Raw genomic sequence first — 16,181 nt, forward strand, 5'->3', positions numbered from 1 at the left:
CCTAGGCTGGCTCAAACAGTGCAATTACCGCGCCCGCCGGATCCTGGATGACACAATATCGCCCATGCCCTGCCATCTCTTTGGGACCGGAGATCACCTTGCCGCCGCCTCCGCGAGTGGCTGCCATGGACAGGTCCAGGTCTTCCACATTCACGTAGATCATCCAGTAGGGGGGGAGGTCGGCGTTGCCGCCCCGGGCGTGGCAGACGCCCGTTGCCGGGTCTCCGGTCGAGGGCACCGTCATGGTGTAGTCCTCATAGTCGCCCATCTTGACAGGCTCCGGCTTCCATCCGACGACCTTGCTGTAGAAGTCCCGAATGCGTGGCGCGTCCTTTACGGTCAGGTCAAACCAGGTAACGGTTCCAGGTGCGGGTTTCTCAGGCATGGGCGCGGTTGTACGTTTGCACCAAAGTACGTCCAGTACCGCTATCCCCGAACTCCCGGACATAGAAGCCTACCTGCATGTGCTCAGGCGCGACGTGGTTGGGCATGCGATCCAGCGCATCAGACTGAAGAGTCCGTTCCTGGTGCGCACATTTGAACCGCCGTTCCGGGAGATCGAGGGCCACGCCCCTTCCGGGCTGCGGCGTCTGGGCAAGCGGGTCGTCATGGAGTTCGAGGCCTTCGAGCCGACTCGTTTTGTGGTCATGCACCTCATGAAAGCAGGCCGCTTGAAGTGGGGAAAGCCAGGAGCCGGGCTGCCGGGCAGGATTGGCCTCTGTGCAATTGACTTTGAGCACGGCACGCTGCTCTTCACGGAGGCCGGCCACAAACGGCGCGCGTCGATTCACGTGGCCGAGGGCGCTCAGGCCCTTGGCGCGCTGGACCCAGGAGGACTCGAAATCGCCACGCTTTCGGCCGGCGCGTTTGCGGACAGGCTTCGCTCGCATCGACACACCTTGAAGCGTGGACTGACCGATCCCCACATTCTGTCCGGGATCGGATCCGCGTATGCGGACGAGATCATGCTGAGGGCGAGGCTTTCTCCCATGAAGCGCACGGATTCCCTGAGCGATGAAGAGGCGGAGCGCCTCCGGGCGGCGTGCCTGTCTGTTTTCGAGGAGTGGACGCAGCGCATCCAGGAGCAGGCCGGCGACGGCTGGCCCAGGATCACCGCCTTTCGTCCGGAGATGGCCGCTCACGGCAAGGCCGGCGAGCCGTGCCCGCAATGCGGGAGCGCCATTCAGAAGATCGTCTATGCCGAAACGGAGACGAACTATTGCGCCACCTGCCAGACCGAAGGACGCGTTCTGAAAGACCGCTCGCTGTCACGACTGCTCAAGGATGATTGGCCCAGAGATCTGGACGCGTGGGAGCAGCGCATGCGCCCCGGAGAGAGCTAGGCTGGCCCGCATTGGCGCAACGGCGCGGCTAAAGCCGCCAACAAAAAAGGCCGGCTCCCCAGGAAGCCGGCCTTTCGTGTGTTTGCTCACGCTGGACGCAATCTGCGTTCGAGTCGGTCCAGTTCGACAACGAATGCGGGATCCGTGTCGATCCGGGCCTGCACGGCTCGACAGGCGTGGATCACCGTGGAGTGATCCCGGCCACCGAACCGGCGGCCGATCGCCTCAAGCGACAGGGAGGTCATCTGTTTGCAGAAGTGCATGGCCACGTGGCGCGCATCGACAATGGGCCGCTTGCGGCTCTTTCCGATGAGCTGCTCGACCGTCATGCCGTAGGCTTCGGCTACCGTGTCCCGGATCTCCGCCGCTGACGGCGTGCGCCGTTTGGACGTGGAGATCACATCAGACAGCAGCGGCTGGACGACCTCCAGGGTCAGTGGGGAGTCGTCTATGTGCCGGGAGGCCAGGATGCGGTTGAGCGAACCTTCCAGGACACGGATGTTGTCCGTGACGTTGGCGGCTATGTACTCGATGATTTCAAACGGGAGATCCAGGCCGTGGCGATTTGCACCACGTTGCAGGATTGCGATGCGGGTTTCAAAGTCCGGCGGCTGTACGTCGGCACTGAGACCCCATCGGAATCGAGAAAGCAGTCGTTCCTCAACGCCCTTGATCTCGGACGGGGGCCGATCCGCGCACAGCACGATCTGGGCTCCGCCCTGGTGGAGGTCGTTGAACAGATGGAAGAACTGCTCCTGGGTCTTCTCCTTACCGCTGAAGAACTGGATGTCGTCAACGATCAGGACGTCGATCTCCCGGAATGACCGGGCAAACTCGCCCAGCATGTTGTGCTGGACGGCGTGAACAAAGCAGTTGGTGAATGCCTCGCTCGTGAGGTAGAGCACGTTCAGCTCCGGGTGCGCATCGGCTGCCAGGTTACCGATGGCATGGGCCAGGTGGGTTTTGCCCAGGCCCACCTTCCCGTAGATCAGGAAGGGGTTGAAACTGGTTGCTCCGGGACGTTCGGCGACTGCGAGCCCTGCACTCCGGGCAAGCCGGTTGCAGTCGGCCTCGATGAAGTCGTCGAAGGTATAGGCAGGGTTGAGCGTAGCGGGGCGGGCCGGCGGCGCCTTCGCCGGCCCGGGCCTTTGAGAAGGTATCTCTGGCGCGGGGGTGGTTTCGGGTGGCTTTGAAGCGGAATTGCCTGAGTCGGGCGAACTCTGATGTCCAGGCCCCAGGACCCTGAAATGGATCTCGGGGGATCGGCCGTCGATGTCGGCAATGGCTTCCCGCAACAGGTCGGAGTAGTGGCGGGAAACCCACGTGCGATGGAAGTCATCGGGGACTCCGAGTGTCACGCTGGGTGAGTCGGAATCCGTTTCAAAATCCAGTAGCTCTACCGGTCTTATCCAGGTATTGAACGGCTGAGCCGGCACGGCGCGTTGTAGCGAGTCCTTGCACTGTTCCCAGAGCGAGACGGACGCTGACGTCATGCGGGCTAAGGTGGGTTGAAGAGAATAAAAGGGGAGGGGCGAACCCGACCATGGTAGGTTGTCCGCCCGACCCACTTCAACCTTCCAGGCGGCTACTTATCCACCCAGAATCCCCTCCTTTCCACAGACGCTCGTGTGGAAAAAAACCACCATCAAAATCGTGTGGAGCAGTTGCTCTGGGGGCCTACCGGGCTGATTGCGAAATAGCACGCTTCCGAAAGCATGCCCGACTCCGTGGGCGGCACCCTTCCCGCACCGTGCCAGCGTTATCCACACGTGATCGGCACGGAGGTCAGAGGCCGAACCGCTCCATGATTTCTGCGGCGTGATTGCCCACCTTGGGCTTTTTGATGATGTCCACCAGCGTGCCGCTCTCATCAATCAGATACGTGCTGCGAACGGTTCCCATGTACTTCTTTCCGTACATGTTCTTTTCGCGCCGCGCCCCGTACGCATTGAGAACCTCGTGCTCGGTGTCGGCGATCAGCGGGAAAGGCAGGTCAAACTTCTCGGCGAACTTCGCGTGCTTGGCGGCGGGGTCGTCGGAGACGCCCACGATGACCACTCCGGCGTCCTGAAGCGCCTCAAAATTGTCGCGCAGATTGCAGGCTTGCTTGGTGCATCCCGGAGTGTTGTCCCGCGGGTAGAAGTAGAGCGCCACTTTCTTGCCGCGCAGCTCATCGGAAGAAACATGACCGTCCTGCGTGGGGCCGGCAAAGGGCGGAGCGGGGGCCCCGATTTCTGGAGTGCTACTCATGATTTCAGTTCGGAAAACGTCAGCAGGATACCGTCCATGTCCTCGATGGTGAACTCGAACAGTCCGAACAGACGGGGTTCGAGATCTCGCACGAGAGGCACGGTGCCCTGTATGCGATTGTACAGACCCCGAACATCGGCAATCGGGATGTGAAGGATGATCCGGTCATCGAGCGGAGCCTGCCGGTAATCGACCAGGGAGTCCCCCGACACGGATCTGAGCACGATGCGCAGTTCGCCGGCGCGCAGGAAGGCGCGGGTGACATCATCCTTGCCCGTTATGCGGACCAGCTCAAATCCCAGCACCTGCTGGTAGAACTCAACCGAGCGGTTGATGTCCGAGACCGGGAAGGAGGGGATGAGGCCTTTCATGGGGCCGGGAAAATAGAGAACGCTGCAGACACGGGGAGGCCAAGGTTGCGCAAACCGCAAACATATGTGCAGAAACATGTGCGATGCTGCAAGGTGAAATGCGGGTGGCAGACCTCAAGCATCATCGACGCGGGCGGGGCGCCGGAATCAATCCCGCCAACCGGTTCGACAGACTCTCGGTGGAGTTGGACCCGTCGGAGTTGGAGGAGGGCGAACTGCGCACTGTGCCCACGCAGTACCTGACGGACGCCTCCCGGTCGGTGCTGTCTGAGAATTCAAGTCCGGATGTGCCGTTCCGGTACTCGCTGAATCCTTATCGAGGCTGCGAGCATGGCTGCGTGTACTGCCTCGATCCCGGCACGCCGGTACTCATGGCCGATTCCTCAGCAAAGGCCATCGCAGATCTAGTGCCCGGCGATGAGATCGTTGGGACCCAAAAGGTGGGGGCCTATCGACGTTTCGTGAACACCCGGGTATTTGCTCATTGGTGGACACGAAAGCCGGCCTACGAGGTAGGCCTGGCCGACGGAACGTCCATCGTAGCCAGTGGCGACCACCGGTTCCTGACCGAACGCGGCTGGAAGTATGTGACGGGCGCGATGGCTGGTCCCGGTCGGCGGCCATATCTGACGACGAATAATCGGCTGATGGGGGTTGGCGAACTACCACGTCCAATGGGCGACCCCGCCATCTACAGGAAACGCTCTATCGCAGGCAAAGCCCTGAAGACGACCGACGACCTGCGGGTCGTGTCGATCACCCCGGTCGGTGAGAGGGACCTTGTTGACATCACGACAGGCACTTCAGACTTCATTGCGAACGGCCTGGTCAGTCACAACTGCTACGCGCGCCCCTCCCACGAATACCTGGGGTTCTCTGCGGGCCTGGACTTTGAATCCCGCATCGTCGTGAAACACGACGCACCACGACTGCTGGCAGAGACCTTCGAGCGCCCGTCGTGGCAGCCGCAGGTGGTGGCGCTGTCCGGCAATACCGATGCCTACCAACCTGTCGAGCGCAAGCTCAAGTTGACCCGGCGCTGCCTCGAAGTATTCCACGACTATCGTAACCCGGTGGCCATTATCACCAAGAACCACCTGGTCACGCGCGATCTCGATCTGCTTGGCGACCTGGCGTCCCTGGGTGCCGCCAGCGTCTTTGTGTCCATCACCAGCCTGAAAGATGAGGTGACCGGCAAGATGGAGCCCAGAACCTCACGCGTTGGGCGAAGACTGGAGGCCATTCGCGCACTGAGCGAAGCGGGCGTGCCCACCGGAGTCATGGTGGCTCCGGTCATTCCGGGGCTGACAGACGAGGAGATGCCGGCCATCCTCGAAGCCGCGCGGGAGGCCGGCGCGCAGCGTGCGGCGTATATCGTGGTCAGGTTGCCCGGCACGGTCAGTCACCTGTTCGAGGAATGGCTCAAGCGTGAGTATCCGGATCGTGCTGCCAAGGTGATCAATCGTGTGCGGTCGCTTCGAGAGGGCAAGCTCAACCACTCCGACTTTGGCGTGCGCATGCGGGGGACAGGACAGTGGGCCGAACTCTTCAGCCGTCTGTTCAGGATGACAACGGACCGGCTGGGGTTCGACCGTCAGGGGCCGCCGTTGAACGCCGGACACTTCAGGAGGAGGCAAGGCGAGCTATTCTGAGACCTTCGGGGGTTCAGGATTGTGGGGCAACAGCCGATAACGAGACCACGAGCACCTTCCTCGAACTCCCCTGACCATGACCGCCCCTGCGCCCGTCCGCGCACGGTTTACAGCTCTCCTTCTTGGATGGATTGACGCCTTCCTGCCGAGAGGCGTCGTGCAGCCGGACGTTCGGCTGCGCATGCGGCTGGTGGTCGTATGCTCGTTCGGGTTGGCATTGTTCGCTGCATTCTTCGGACTCGTGGCGGCAACCCAGCAAGGCGCATTCGGCCCGATCGCTGTGTTGTTGTTGGGCGGCGCCTTCGCGGCGACGGCACTGCCCCTGGTCTTGCGGAGGACCGGCTCCCGGGTGCTGGCGGGCACTCTGCTCTGCGCAGAGTTTGCGCTACTGGTCGGCATAGTGGCCTACCTCGGCAACGGATTCGATGCTGCGGTGCTGATCTGGATTCCAGCCGTGCCGCTGTTGGCTGCCTTCCTTGTAGGTCCCCGAGCGGCCGTGGCGCTTGCCTCGGTGACTGTCGCAGAGGTTGCACTGCTTTACGTGCTGAAGCAGGCGGGCCTGCAGGCCGAACCTTCGTTTTCATCGGAGCAGGTGGAGGCGACGAGATTTCTGGCGCTTATCTCCGGATGCATTCTCGCGGCCTTTCTGGGTTGGCTTTACGAGAGCCAGTCCCTGGTGACATTGCGAAGGGCAGCCCAGCGCACCCGCATTCTGCATACCATCGGCCGCTCGGTGCTGTCGGCCTCGACCGCGGAAGAGATCGCGGTGGCCGCGCTGGTCCGTCTTGGCATACTCGTGCAGAGCACGCGGTCCGCGATTCTCGAATACGACGACGAGGGCAACTATGCCCGTGTCCTGGCGGTGAGACTTCACGGCGAAGCCGAGATGGGGTCCGGGCGGCGCATTCCCAGGGATGTGCTCGGGCATCCGCGCAAACCTGCGGGCGATGCGGTCATCTACGGACTCGCCGAGGGTGCCGAGCCGATCCCTTCACGCCTGCGGGTTCCTCTGGAGGTGGACGGAGCAAATCTCGGGCTTCTGGACCTGGGTGCACCGACAGCCCGAGCGTTTGATGCCGACGCAGAGGCCATCGCCCATGAAGTGGCGGACATGCTGGCGCTTGCCCTCAGGCAGAGGCGCTACGAACGGGAACTGGTCCGGGCCAAGGAGCGGGCCGAAAAGTCCGAGCAGCTGCAGAACGCCTTGCTAACCAACATGAGCCACGAGGTGCGCACGCCGCTTGCGGGGATCATGGGCATTGCGTCCGTGCTCCAGGAGGAAGTGGGCGGCGATCTGCGCGAGATGGCCAACATGATTGAAATCAGCGGCGAGCGACTGTTCAATACACTTGACTCGGTAATCGATCTCGCGCAGATCGAGAGTGATGTGCTGACGTTTGAGGCGGTTCCGTTCGATGTGGTCGCGTGCGCCAGGGAGGTTGCCTCCGTCTTTGAGCGCGCCGCAACGGCCAAGGGTCTGGTGTTCTCTGTGGATGCCGATGAGGACGAGGTGCCGGTATTCGCGGACGAGGGCTGGACCCGCCGGGTGCTGCACTGCCTGGTGGACAACGCCGTGAAGTTCACCGAGTCAGGATCCATCAGGCTCATCGTGAGCGCCACTCGACAGGCGACCATGATCCGCGTGCACGATACAGGAATCGGGATCAGTCCCGGATTCCAGCCTGCGGCGTTTGACGCCTTTCAGCAGGAGTCGTCGGGTATGGATCGCACCCACGAAGGGAGCGGGCTGGGACTGGCGCTGGCCGACAGACTGACCAACCTGATGGGTGGAACGCTTACGGTCGAGAGTTCTCAGGGGATCGGATCCACGTTCACGCTTCTTCTGCCGCGGCCTCCCAAACAGCCCGCGCCGACCGGTCGGCATCGCTCCGGATTTGGAACTCGCCGTTAACGCTTCTCCTTCCGGATGACCACCTTCAGTCCGGACCAGACCGAATCCACCGCGCACACCTTGACGTCCACAAGGTCCAGCGGGAATGCCTCGGCTCGAACTGCGTCCTCGCTCATGTCCGTCGGTACCCTGGAGGCCTTTTTTGGCCAGGAGACCCAGATCATGCCCGCTGGTTTGATCAGGGCCCGGAAGATCGGCAGCAACCGTGCAAGTTCGGCGCGCTCCATTACGAACAGGTGGCCCAGGTCGAGGGAGCCGGCCTCCGGGTGCTGTACGAACCGTACACCTTCCGGCATATCCGCCAGCAACCGCCTGTAGTGATCGGGTGGCTGAGCCACGTGCGCCACGAAGCCGGGTTTGTATCCCAACTTCTTGTAAAGGGGGGTTCCTGAAATGCCGCTCATGGCGATCGGGGGTATACTGATCGCAAGATATCCCCTGGCTCAGCTCCCCAAACAACCCCCCCAAACAGAGCCCATGTACCGCAAAACTCTCCCCCTGCTTGCCATAGCCCTGCTGACCGCAGGCTGCGCGGGCAACGATTCGGAGGCCCCAGAGGCCGAAATCACGGCTGAAGAGCCCACCAACATCATCGCTGCGGAGCTTATGGCCAACAAGGCCCGATTCGTGGAGGCCATGTCCGGCCTGAGCGCAGATCAGTGGGCCTTCCAGGAAGAAGACGGCCGATGGAGCCTCTCGCAGATCGCCGAGCACCTGATCAAGACGGAGAAACAGTCTCTCGCCGGTGTACGAGACGGTGTGCTGGCCACCGAGCCGACCGAACGACAGGCCAATCCGGACTCGCTGGACGGCTTCATCACGATGCTGCTGGGAGACCGCACTCAACGTTTTCAGGCTCCGGAGGGCGTTCAGCCTCAAGGCATCTACGCAACTCCCGAGGAAGCCGTCGCGGCCTTCACGTCGGCCCGAGATGAGATGATTGCCATCGCTGAGGAGAACGGTGAGGCCCTTCGTGATCACCAGATGGAGCATCCGATCGGCGCCACCCTGGATGGCCACCAGTGGATGCTTTTTGTCAAGGCGCACGCGGACCGGCATCTTGCCCAGGCCGCTGAGGTCAAGGCTCACGCAGACTATCCCGCTTCCGAGTAGCGCCGTCGAGGACCACGCGCAAGCCCCGGTCGTCGTAGCACGGCCGGGGCTTTTTTGTGCCGGTGCCCAACATTCCGCCTCGGACCCCGTAGCGATGAGGGCTACCTTGCCCTGACGTTCACGATGGCCCAATTCGCCCTTCCCGCCCCGGTGGAGATCTCCACACGAGACCGACTGCAGAAAACCAACTTGCTGCCGAGCCGCAGCATGGTGGTCGCCAGCAGGCCCTCAAACAGGGCGCTGACCACAGTGGGTCCCAAGAAAAGGCACCCGGTTATTCGTGCGCTGCCTTACGTGCCGGCCGTCTTCCCGCCCACCTGGCCCATCTACTTCGTGGCCTGGATCGTGCACCGGAGTCGGCGGCCCCAGAAGTCGATGCGGCTCGTGCAGAAGGCTGTGCGTCTGCTGGAAAAGGGCGAACCCGGCGTCGCCCTCAAGAAGCTGCAGGACGCACACCTGCTGAATCCGCAAAATGCAGACGCCCTGTATTGGCTTGGGCTTCTCCTTGCCCGGCAGGGGCGCCACGAGGAGGCCGTGGAAGCACTGGAGATCGTGGCGCGCCGTGCCCCGGGTCTACCCGAGGTAGAAGGTGCCCTCTCGCGTGCCTACCTCGAACTCGAGAACCCGGAGGGTGCCCTGCATCACGCGCAACGCCGCTTCGACGCAGACCCCTATACCATCGAATCCATCACTGGTCTGGCCGAAGCCTTCGAGGCCGTGGGCAAACTTGACCTGGCCATCGACACGCTGAAGCAGACCCCCATCCACAAGCGGCGACTTACGGACGAGTTGGTGGACGTCGTGTACCGGCTGGGCGTGCTGCACGAAAAGGCCGGCGACACGGACGAGGCAGTCGCCGCGTTCAAGCGCGTCTATGCCAAGGATCTCGAATTCCGAGACGTAAAGGAGCGCCTGATGCGCCTCGAAGACGAACCCGACGCGACGGACTAAACCAGTTCGTCATTGGCCTGAAACCAGGCCTGCAGCTTCTCCAGCGTCTTTGGTCCGACTGCGTCCCGAAGCTCCTCTTCCTCCGCAGCCCGCACGCCCTTTACGGAGCCGAACTGCTCGATGAGCTTTCGCGCTGTTCGTTCACCTATACCGGGCACGTCCGTGAGCTCGGTGCGCAACTCGCGCTTGCGCTGCTTGCGCTGCAGCCGGACCGCAAACCGGTGGGCCTCATTGCGTGCGCGCTGCAGCAGTTGCAGGGATGCGCTGGCTCTCGGCACGAACACAGACTCCCCATCGCCCGGGAAGAATACCTCCTCCAGGCGCTTCGCCAGGCCCACAACCGGGAAACGTCCATAGACGCCGGCATCCTCGAGCCCGGAAACGGCGGACGACAACTGGCCTTTGCCACCGTCGATGACCAGAAGATCAGGCAGTGTGCCGTTCTCCTCGATACGCCGGGTATAGCGTCGCCGCACAACTTCCTCCATGGACGCGAAGTCGTCTGAGCGTCCGCCGCCCACGCTGCGCACCTTGAACGAACGATACTCTGACTTGCGGGGCTTTCCGTCCACGAACACGACGCAACTAGCCACCACACCGGTGCCGCCGAGGTGGGACACGTCGAAGCATTCAATGCGTCGCGGAGGCTGTGGCAGTTTCAGGTCATCCTGTAGCTGCCGCACGGCATGCGGGATGCGGCCTTCACCCTGACGGACCCGCTGCTGCCTGAACTCCTCCAGGAGCAGGGCCGCGTTGGACGTCACCATGCGGACCAGTGCCGCCTTGTCGCCCCGCTTGGGTTCGTGCAGCACCACATTGCGTCCCTTCTGCTCCCGCAGGAACGAAGCCAGCGTGTCCGGATCCTCGAGGGGCGTGTCCAGGAAGACCTCGTCCGGGTAGAAGGTGGCCTCCGTGTAGTACCGCTCCACCACCATCTGCATGAGGGCGGCATCCGACTCTTCTTCGATGCGGTTGAGATACTGCTGCCGACTGCCCACAATTTTGCCGTCCCGTACCTGAAACATGGCGGCCGCCGCAATCGCTTCCTCCCGGTCCACCGACAGCGCAAACAGGTCCCGGTCGACCTCCTCCAGGCTGACCACCTTCTGTCGCTCGGCATACTTTTCCAGTGCCCGTATGCGATTCCGCAGGTCGGCGGCGATCTCGAAGTTCATCGCTGCCGCCTGGTCCTTCATCTCATCCTTCAGAAGTCGAATGAGGCTGCCGGTTTTGCCATTGAGCAGTTGCTCTACCTGTCGGATGGTGTTGTCGTAGTCATCCTCCTGTTGCAGGCCGACGCACGGCCCCGCGCACTTCTTGATGTGGTACTGCAGGCACAGGGAATACTTGCCGGCTGCAATCGGCTCCGGCCTCAGGTTCAACGAGCATGTGCGCAGTTGGAAAATGGAGCGGATCGTATCCAGCATGAGCCGCATGCCCTTCACGTCGGCATATGGGCCGAAGTAGCGCGAACCGTCCTTGCGCACACGCCGAGTCGGGAAAACCCGCGGAAACGGCTCCTTCTTGATGACGATGTACGGGTAGGACTTGTCGTCCTTCAGGTTGACGTTGTACCGGGGCCGAAATCGCTTGATCAGGTTGTTCTCCAGGATCAGCGCTTCCGGCTCGGTGTCGGTCACAATCACGTCCACGTCGGCGACCTTGCGCACCAGCGCGCGAAGTCTGCCTTCGCTCTGTCCACCAGCCTTGAAGTACGAATTGACGCGGTTGCGCAGGTTCTTGGCCTTGCCCACATACAGCACCTTGCCGTCGGCATCCTTGTGCTGATACACCCCGGGCTTTCGGGGCAGGTTGGCCAGTTTCTCGCGCAGGATGTCATCCATCGGGCGGGAAACGGTTGGCCCTGACCAAAGATTCGGGCGATGGGGTCAGCGGCACGCTCGACGGTCGCGGCGAGGCTCTTCAGGGTCGGTCTGCGTACAACTTGTCGCGCGGCGTCCCACACAGCTCCGTGACGAACGCGGCAATGTCCCTGCAAACGGCGTCCAAATAGGCCTCTCCGCGCTCCGCGGAGGCGTGTTGCGGGTTACCGACTCCCGTGTCCTCCGAGATGCGTGTCCAGGGGCGGGGCGCCCATGCCCAGCCTTTTTGCATGGCATCTATCACAGGCCGCCGCTCCGCCCCCGAGCCAGCTTCGGACAGAGGCCGCACCAATTCCGGCGCCGCCACCATCATAAGACTGGTCTCCATTTCACCGGCGTGGTCGCCCGGCTCCACGAAATACGGCTCACCAGGCACCACACGGTACCAGTCCACAGCACAGAGGAATGTCTCTACCTCTGGCTGCAGCTCCCGGATCATCTGCTTGAAGCTGTTGCCGCCGTGGCCGTTGAGCACCACCAGCCGCGGAATCCCGTTGCCGTCCAGCGTGCGGGCGAGGTCCCGGAGCAGCGCAAACTGCGTGCTGGGGTTCATGTTGAGGCACAGGGGAATGTCCAGCTGTCCGGTTTGCACGCCGAAGGGCACCGTCGGAAGAACGATGGTCTTCGTTCCGGCCGCCCAGGCCCGGGCAGCGACCTCAGCGGCAATGTGGTCACACTGGATGGTGTCCGTGCTGTACGGCAGATGGTAGTTGTGGGCCTCGGTCGCTCCCCATGGAAGAATGGCTGCTTCGAACTCCGTCCCGCGCACGTCTGCCCAGGTGGTTTCAGCGAGGATGTAGGGACGAGGTGTCATGGCCGCGAAGCTACGCGATGAGGTCAACGGAATGGTAATTGAGCCTGCCGTTCCGGAGGTTACCGAGGTACAACTCCGGGCTGGCGCCCAGTCCCGACCATGGAACGACAGCAGGTGAACTGGTTGCGACTCGAGGGTCTCGTGGCCCTGGCAATCGCCGTCGTTCTTTACGCGGACTCCGGCTCGAGTTGGCTGATGTTCGCGCTGCTCCTTCTGACCCCCGATCTCTCCATGCTCGGGTACCTTCGAAATCCTCGAACGGGGGCGATCCTCTACAATGTGGGTCATTCCTACACGACCGTGGTTCTCTTCTGGGCGGTCGGGTCCTCTCTGGAATGGAGCCTGGCCGACCCCCTCGCTTTGATCTGGGTGGCCCACATTGGGTTGGATCGCATTCTCGGCTATGGCCTCAAGAGCAGCGATGCGTTCAAGAACACCCATCTTTCCTGATTGGGAATGCCCACCGAGCCCCACGTTTTCGCAACGACCATCGAACGCCAGGACACGGGCATTATCACGCATGTCGTGGTGATCCCGCCCGAGGTGGCCGAGGCGTGTATTGCGGTCGGTCACCGGCGAGTGATCGTTCTGCTCAACGGCACGGAGCTCAGAAGGTCCATTTTCTCCACCAGGGATGGCGAATTCGGGCTGGTGATCGGCAGGACCTATGTGCGCGATCTGAAGCTGGCGGTCGGCGAACCCATGGTGGTCGAGATGTGGCCCGATCCCGAGCCCGATCGCGTGGATCTGTGCGATGAGCTGATCGCCGCACTCGAACAGGATCCGGAGGCCGCAGAGCGCTTCTACAACTGGACGCCCGGGAAGCAGCGCAGCCTGGCCGTGCATGTCTGCGGCGCGAAGCGCCCGGCTACCCGAGAGAAAAGGGCCGTCGAAATCTGTTACAAGCTGCGCACCTACACCCTGGCAGGAGATCGTAAAACAGATGCGTAACCCCGGATTTCTCATCGCCCTGATGCTCGCCGGCTGCGCGCCGGACATTTCGGGGACTTACAGCCTGGAGGTAACGGACTTCGCGCGCGCCGAGACCGGCTTACTGGAATTGGTCGGCAGCGGGGAGGATGTGTTCGGCAGGCTCACGCTGCAGTCGGATCCGCCCAGGGTCTATGCGCTCGGCCTCAGGCAATCGAATCAGGACTCCCTGTATTTCACGCTGGGATCGAACGGTTTCCTGGTGCTGCGCACGGACTCGACGGGGCGCTTCAAGTACTTCGGTGTCGATGCGGGCATCCGGGCTCGGCGCTCGGGATCTCCGCCCGCCGATCTCGAGGCGCTGGTGGAACTCAAACCCCTCTTCTCGACCCCCGACACGGACGACTCCTGGCCGACAGTCTCGCCCGATGGGGCCACCATGCTGTTCTCACGAGGTGTCATCATGGAGCGGAGCCTACGGGGGACGGAATGGTCGGAGCCGGACACCGCCGGCTTCTCGATCCCGGGCGATGCGGCCCCACGGTTTGCTCCGGATGGCTCGTGGGTGCTGTTCGACTCCTCACGACCCAATCCGGCCTACCCTGAGCCGGTTCGCAGGCGGGACCTGTGGCGTGTGGATCGGCTCAGCCAAGGCGGCTGGGGGGAAGTTTCGGCCCTTCCGCACCCGATAAACGTGGATTCCGTGAGCGACTACCACGGGGCAGTCGCCACTTCTGGGGCGGTTTACTTCTCCAGTTTCGGCCGGGCAGGTGGTTCAGGTCGTTCGGACGTGTTCCGTGGTGATGCGTCCGGCGTGACCTGGCTGGGCCCGACGCTGAACACGGACGCAAGCGAGCCTGACATCTTTGTGGATCCCGCCGAGCGCTACCTGATTCTCGTGTCGGCGGGCCTGGAAGGCGCCCAGGAAGACGATCTCTTTCTCGTGCCGCGTGAGGGCGCGGGCTGGGGGGCGCCGGCTCGGCTGTCCGCTCCGGTCAATTCCTTCGCCTTCGACTACGGGGCCTGGGTGGACCCGTCAGGGGGATGGCTGTACTTCAACAGCTTCCGCCGGGGCTCTTCTGACATCTACCGCGTCCCGCTGTCGGACATTCCGGAACTCGCTGCCCGGATCAGTCCATGAACCGCCACGCCGTTTCGTGATTTCGGGTGAGCGCCTGCCCGGTCAGCCGCGCGCGCACCATCTCCACGGGCATGCGGCCGCCCAGCATTACGGCGTCATGGAATTCCCGAGACGTCATGGCGCCCGAGTCAACCATCTCGCGGTACAGGGCCCTGAATTGCATGCCACCCATCATGTAGCCCACCTGGTAGAGCGGGGAGTAGTTACCGGCAAAGCTGCGCCGGACTTCTGCTTCAGCGTTCGCACGCTCGTGCCCGACCCGGCCCACCAGGAAGTCCACCGCCTCCTGGGGCGTCATACGCTCAAGATGGAAGCTGAGTGAGAAAATGATCCGGGCAGCCCGGTGCATTCGCCAGAAGAGCATGCCGATGCGGTCCTCGGGGCCACGAGGGAAACCCGCGTCCCAGAGTACCATCTCCCAGTAGAGCGCCCAGCCTTCGCCCCAGAAGGGGGTGCTGAACATGCTGCGGTGCGCGTTAAACCGGCGGGTCATGAACCCCTGGAGGTGGTGTCCCGGAATGAGCTCATGATGCACGGTGGCCCGGTTGAAATGCGGGTTGTTGCCGCGCATGCTCATCAGCTTCTCATCGTGCTCCATCTCATCGGTGGGGTACGACACCTGGATGACCTCACCGCCAAGAAAGAACGGGGCAACCCGCTGCCGCTCCGGGCTCATCATTTCCATGCGCCACACCTCGTGGGCCAGCGGGGGCAGGGTGATCCAGTCGCGCGCCTTGATGAAATCGATAGACTGCTGCTCCAGATCGAGTACAACGCCAGGCTTCTCGCCAGGAGGGACCGCCAGGTTCTTGACGGCTTCCTGGGCAGCGCGCCAGTCGTCACCGTACCCCATCTCCCGCGCCGCCTCCACAAGCGCCTCTTCCATCCAGGCGAATTCGGCCTCGGCAATCGCGATGAGTTCATCGGCCGAATAGGGAATCATCTCGTGCTTCAGGTGGGCGGCAAGGCCCTCGGCACCGATGGGGTCGCCGATGACGGGACCCGTAGCCAGATCCCCGATAAACCGCGACTCTACAGCGGATGCGTAGGAGGCGAGGGCTTCCTGCAGACGCTCGTGCGGTCTTGGCACCCACCAGGTGAACAGGGGATCATAGCCGTTGTGGAAGCCAAACCAGCCCCGCACCAGCCGCGCCAGATCACGCACGTGGCGTGCTGCGCGTGCTGCGAGCACACCCTTGACGGGCTCCATGTCCGCCAGAGCGGCTTCGGCGGCCTGGACGTCGCCCGCGATGCGGTGCAACTGGTCTGCTGTGGCGCGCGCCTCAACCGGCTGGCGGTCGCGGCGGGCCTCCTGCAGCTGCTCGAGCTCCCGCGCGAACGGCAGGAGCGGTGCCATTGCGCCCACCAGGTCCGATTCCTGGGCGAGCATTTCCAGTTCGAACTCCAGCCGGTTGCGGAGCAGCACGTAGTCCACCTGCCCTTCGTGATTGAGCGCCGCGAACGCTGTGTTATCCAGCGCCTCCAGCCAGTCCCGATAGAACGTGGTCATGCGGAGCCGGCGTACCGGAGAAAGGGGCACGTCATACCGCCGCAACAGGGCAGAGCGGTCCGCGCCGTAGCGCTCCAGGGCCAGACGCAGGTCGCTCTCGGTTTCCGATAACGCCGCGAGAGCATTCAGGTCCGGGGTAGCCTGAAGGGCCGGCGCTTGCGCCCTGGCGGCTGATGACACAGATAGGAGCAGGAGGAGGGCAAGGAGGCGCGGCATGGCAGCAGGGTGCAAAAACAAAAAGCGCCCCGGACCTGGCCAGGTCCGGGGCGCCAAAGTAGCGACTCCGCCGTGCAGGGTGTTACGCCCCGCGG

At 63.0% G+C, this 16,181-nt stretch carries 16 protein-coding genes; 8 read left to right on the forward strand and 8 right to left on the reverse strand.

Annotated elements, in window-relative coordinates; genetic code table 11:
• Position 1: 1 nt before the first annotated feature.
• Positions 2–385 carry a VOC family protein gene (locus JJ896_06760; protein MBO6779337.1) on the reverse strand — a complete coding sequence of 128 codons (384 nt, stop codon included), beginning with the start codon at positions 383–385 and terminating at the stop codon, positions 2–4.
• On the opposite strand from JJ896_06760, the gene JJ896_06765 reads away from it, so the two are divergent.
• A complete protein-coding gene (locus JJ896_06765) occupies positions 384–1,343 on the forward strand; it encodes a hypothetical protein (protein MBO6779338.1) in 960 nt (319 codons plus the stop codon). The two genes, JJ896_06760 and JJ896_06765, sit on opposite strands and share 2 nt — an antisense overlap.
• Positions 1,344–1,429: 86 nt before the next feature.
• Here JJ896_06765 and dnaA read toward each other — a convergent pair whose 3' ends face one another.
• The 3 genes from dnaA to JJ896_06780 form a co-directional block, all read right to left on the reverse strand.
• Positions 1,430–2,836 carry a chromosomal replication initiator protein DnaA gene (gene dnaA / locus JJ896_06770; GenBank protein MBO6779339.1) on the reverse strand — a complete coding sequence of 469 codons (1,407 nt, stop codon included), beginning with the start codon at positions 2,834–2,836 and terminating at the stop codon, positions 1,430–1,432.
• 292 nt (positions 2,837–3,128) lie between these two features.
• The gene (locus tag JJ896_06775; GenBank protein ID MBO6779340.1) at positions 3,129–3,593 is read right to left on the reverse strand and encodes a peroxiredoxin; all 465 of its coding nucleotides are present in this window, start codon (positions 3,591–3,593) and stop codon (positions 3,129–3,131) included.
• The gene (locus tag JJ896_06780; protein MBO6779341.1) at positions 3,590–3,964 is read right to left on the reverse strand and encodes a VOC family protein; all 375 of its coding nucleotides are present in this window, start codon (positions 3,962–3,964) and stop codon (positions 3,590–3,592) included. Before JJ896_06780 ends, JJ896_06775 begins: the two co-directional genes overlap by 4 nt.
• An 83-nt stretch (positions 3,965–4,047) precedes the next feature.
• Here JJ896_06780 and JJ896_06785 point away from each other — a divergent pair, with 83 nt between their 5' ends.
• Complete coding sequence (locus JJ896_06785; protein MBO6779342.1) at positions 4,048–5,616, forward strand: PA0069 family radical SAM protein; 1,569 nt, start codon at positions 4,048–4,050, stop codon at positions 5,614–5,616.
• A gap of 76 nt (positions 5,617–5,692) precedes the next feature.
• Positions 5,693–7,528: a hypothetical protein gene (locus JJ896_06790; GenBank protein MBO6779343.1), complete on the forward strand. Its 1,836-nt coding sequence runs from the start codon at positions 5,693–5,695 to the stop codon at positions 7,526–7,528.
• Here JJ896_06790 and JJ896_06795 read toward each other — a convergent pair.
• Positions 7,525–7,932 (reverse strand): hypothetical protein, encoded by a 408-nt coding sequence (locus tag JJ896_06795; GenBank protein ID MBO6779344.1) that lies wholly within the window; start codon positions 7,930–7,932, stop codon positions 7,525–7,527. The genes JJ896_06790 and JJ896_06795 overlap by 4 nt on opposite strands.
• A gap of 73 nt (positions 7,933–8,005) precedes the next feature.
• Here JJ896_06795 and JJ896_06800 point away from each other — a divergent pair, with 73 nt between their 5' ends.
• The gene (locus tag JJ896_06800) at positions 8,006–8,641 is read left to right on the forward strand and encodes a DinB family protein (GenBank protein MBO6779345.1); all 636 of its coding nucleotides are present in this window, start codon (positions 8,006–8,008) and stop codon (positions 8,639–8,641) included.
• A gap of 123 nt (positions 8,642–8,764) precedes the next feature.
• Positions 8,765–9,592: a tetratricopeptide repeat protein gene (locus tag JJ896_06805; GenBank protein MBO6779346.1), complete on the forward strand. Its 828-nt coding sequence runs from the start codon at positions 8,765–8,767 to the stop codon at positions 9,590–9,592.
• Here the strand turns inward: JJ896_06805 and JJ896_06810 are convergent.
• Both JJ896_06810 and JJ896_06815 read right to left on the reverse strand, forming a co-directional pair.
• A complete protein-coding gene (locus JJ896_06810; GenBank protein MBO6779347.1) occupies positions 9,589–11,436 on the reverse strand; it encodes an excinuclease ABC subunit C in 1,848 nt (615 codons plus the stop codon). The genes JJ896_06805 and JJ896_06810 overlap by 4 nt on opposite strands.
• 79 nt (positions 11,437–11,515) lie before the next feature.
• Positions 11,516–12,289, reverse strand: a complete 774-nt coding sequence (locus JJ896_06815; GenBank protein MBO6779348.1) for a creatininase family protein — start codon at positions 12,287–12,289, stop codon at positions 11,516–11,518.
• A gap of 99 nt (positions 12,290–12,388) precedes the next feature.
• On the opposite strand from JJ896_06815, the gene JJ896_06820 reads away from it, so the two are divergent.
• Genes JJ896_06820 through JJ896_06830 form a run of 3 tightly spaced genes read left to right on the forward strand, consistent with a single transcriptional unit; the run spans position 12,389 to position 14,360 of the window.
• The gene (locus tag JJ896_06820; GenBank protein MBO6779349.1) at positions 12,389–12,739 is read left to right on the forward strand and encodes a DUF4260 domain-containing protein; all 351 of its coding nucleotides are present in this window, start codon (positions 12,389–12,391) and stop codon (positions 12,737–12,739) included.
• A 6-nt stretch (positions 12,740–12,745) separates the two neighbouring features.
• Entirely contained in the window at positions 12,746–13,240 is a 495-nt protein-coding gene (locus JJ896_06825) for a YdeI/OmpD-associated family protein (protein ID MBO6779350.1), read from the forward strand.
• Positions 13,233–14,360, forward strand: a complete 1,128-nt coding sequence (locus tag JJ896_06830; GenBank protein ID MBO6779351.1) for a PD40 domain-containing protein — start codon at positions 13,233–13,235, stop codon at positions 14,358–14,360. The genes JJ896_06825 and JJ896_06830 overlap by 8 nt, the downstream gene beginning before the upstream one ends.
• On the opposite strand, the gene JJ896_06835 is transcribed toward JJ896_06830, so the two are convergent.
• A complete protein-coding gene (locus JJ896_06835) occupies positions 14,350–16,086 on the reverse strand; it encodes a DUF885 family protein (GenBank protein MBO6779352.1) in 1,737 nt (578 codons plus the stop codon). The two genes, JJ896_06830 and JJ896_06835, sit on opposite strands and share 11 nt — an antisense overlap.
• Positions 16,087–16,181 lie beyond the last annotated feature (95 nt).

Source organism: Rhodothermales bacterium, assembly GCA_017643395.1.
GTDB lineage: Bacteria > Bacteroidota > Rhodothermia > Rhodothermales > UBA10348 > JABDJZ01.

Bases quoted from the DNA above. Each gene is read 5' to 3' on its own strand.
- JJ896_06825 (MBO6779350.1), top strand. From the start codon at position 12,746: ATGCCCACCGAGCCCCACGTTTTCGCAACGACCATCGAACGCCAGGAC.
- JJ896_06800 (MBO6779345.1), top strand. From the start codon at position 8,006: ATGTACCGCAAAACTCTCCCCCTGCTTGCCATAGCCCTGCTGACCGCA.
- dnaA (MBO6779339.1), bottom strand. From the start codon at position 2,836: ATGACGTCAGCGTCCGTCTCGCTCTGGGAACAGTGCAAGGACTCGCTA.
- JJ896_06815 (MBO6779348.1), bottom strand. From the start codon at position 12,289: ATGACACCTCGTCCCTACATCCTCGCTGAAACCACCTGGGCAGACGTG.
- JJ896_06835 (MBO6779352.1), bottom strand. From the start codon at position 16,086: ATGCCGCGCCTCCTTGCCCTCCTCCTGCTCCTATCTGTGTCATCAGCC.
- JJ896_06785 (MBO6779342.1), top strand. From the start codon at position 4,048: ATGCTGCAAGGTGAAATGCGGGTGGCAGACCTCAAGCATCATCGACGC.
- JJ896_06810 (MBO6779347.1), bottom strand. From the start codon at position 11,436: ATGGATGACATCCTGCGCGAGAAACTGGCCAACCTGCCCCGAAAGCCC.
- JJ896_06760 (MBO6779337.1), bottom strand. From the start codon at position 385: ATGCCTGAGAAACCCGCACCTGGAACCGTTACCTGGTTTGACCTGACC.
- JJ896_06820 (MBO6779349.1), top strand. From the start codon at position 12,389: ATGGAACGACAGCAGGTGAACTGGTTGCGACTCGAGGGTCTCGTGGCC.
- JJ896_06780 (MBO6779341.1), bottom strand. From the start codon at position 3,964: ATGAAAGGCCTCATCCCCTCCTTCCCGGTCTCGGACATCAACCGCTCG.
- JJ896_06795 (MBO6779344.1), bottom strand. From the start codon at position 7,932: ATGAGCGGCATTTCAGGAACCCCCCTTTACAAGAAGTTGGGATACAAA.
- JJ896_06775 (MBO6779340.1), bottom strand. From the start codon at position 3,593: ATGAGTAGCACTCCAGAAATCGGGGCCCCCGCTCCGCCCTTTGCCGGC.
- JJ896_06805 (MBO6779346.1), top strand. From the start codon at position 8,765: ATGGCCCAATTCGCCCTTCCCGCCCCGGTGGAGATCTCCACACGAGAC.
- JJ896_06790 (MBO6779343.1), top strand. From the start codon at position 5,693: ATGACCGCCCCTGCGCCCGTCCGCGCACGGTTTACAGCTCTCCTTCTT.
- JJ896_06765 (MBO6779338.1), top strand. From the start codon at position 384: ATGGGCGCGGTTGTACGTTTGCACCAAAGTACGTCCAGTACCGCTATC.
- JJ896_06830 (MBO6779351.1), top strand. From the start codon at position 13,233: ATGCGTAACCCCGGATTTCTCATCGCCCTGATGCTCGCCGGCTGCGCG.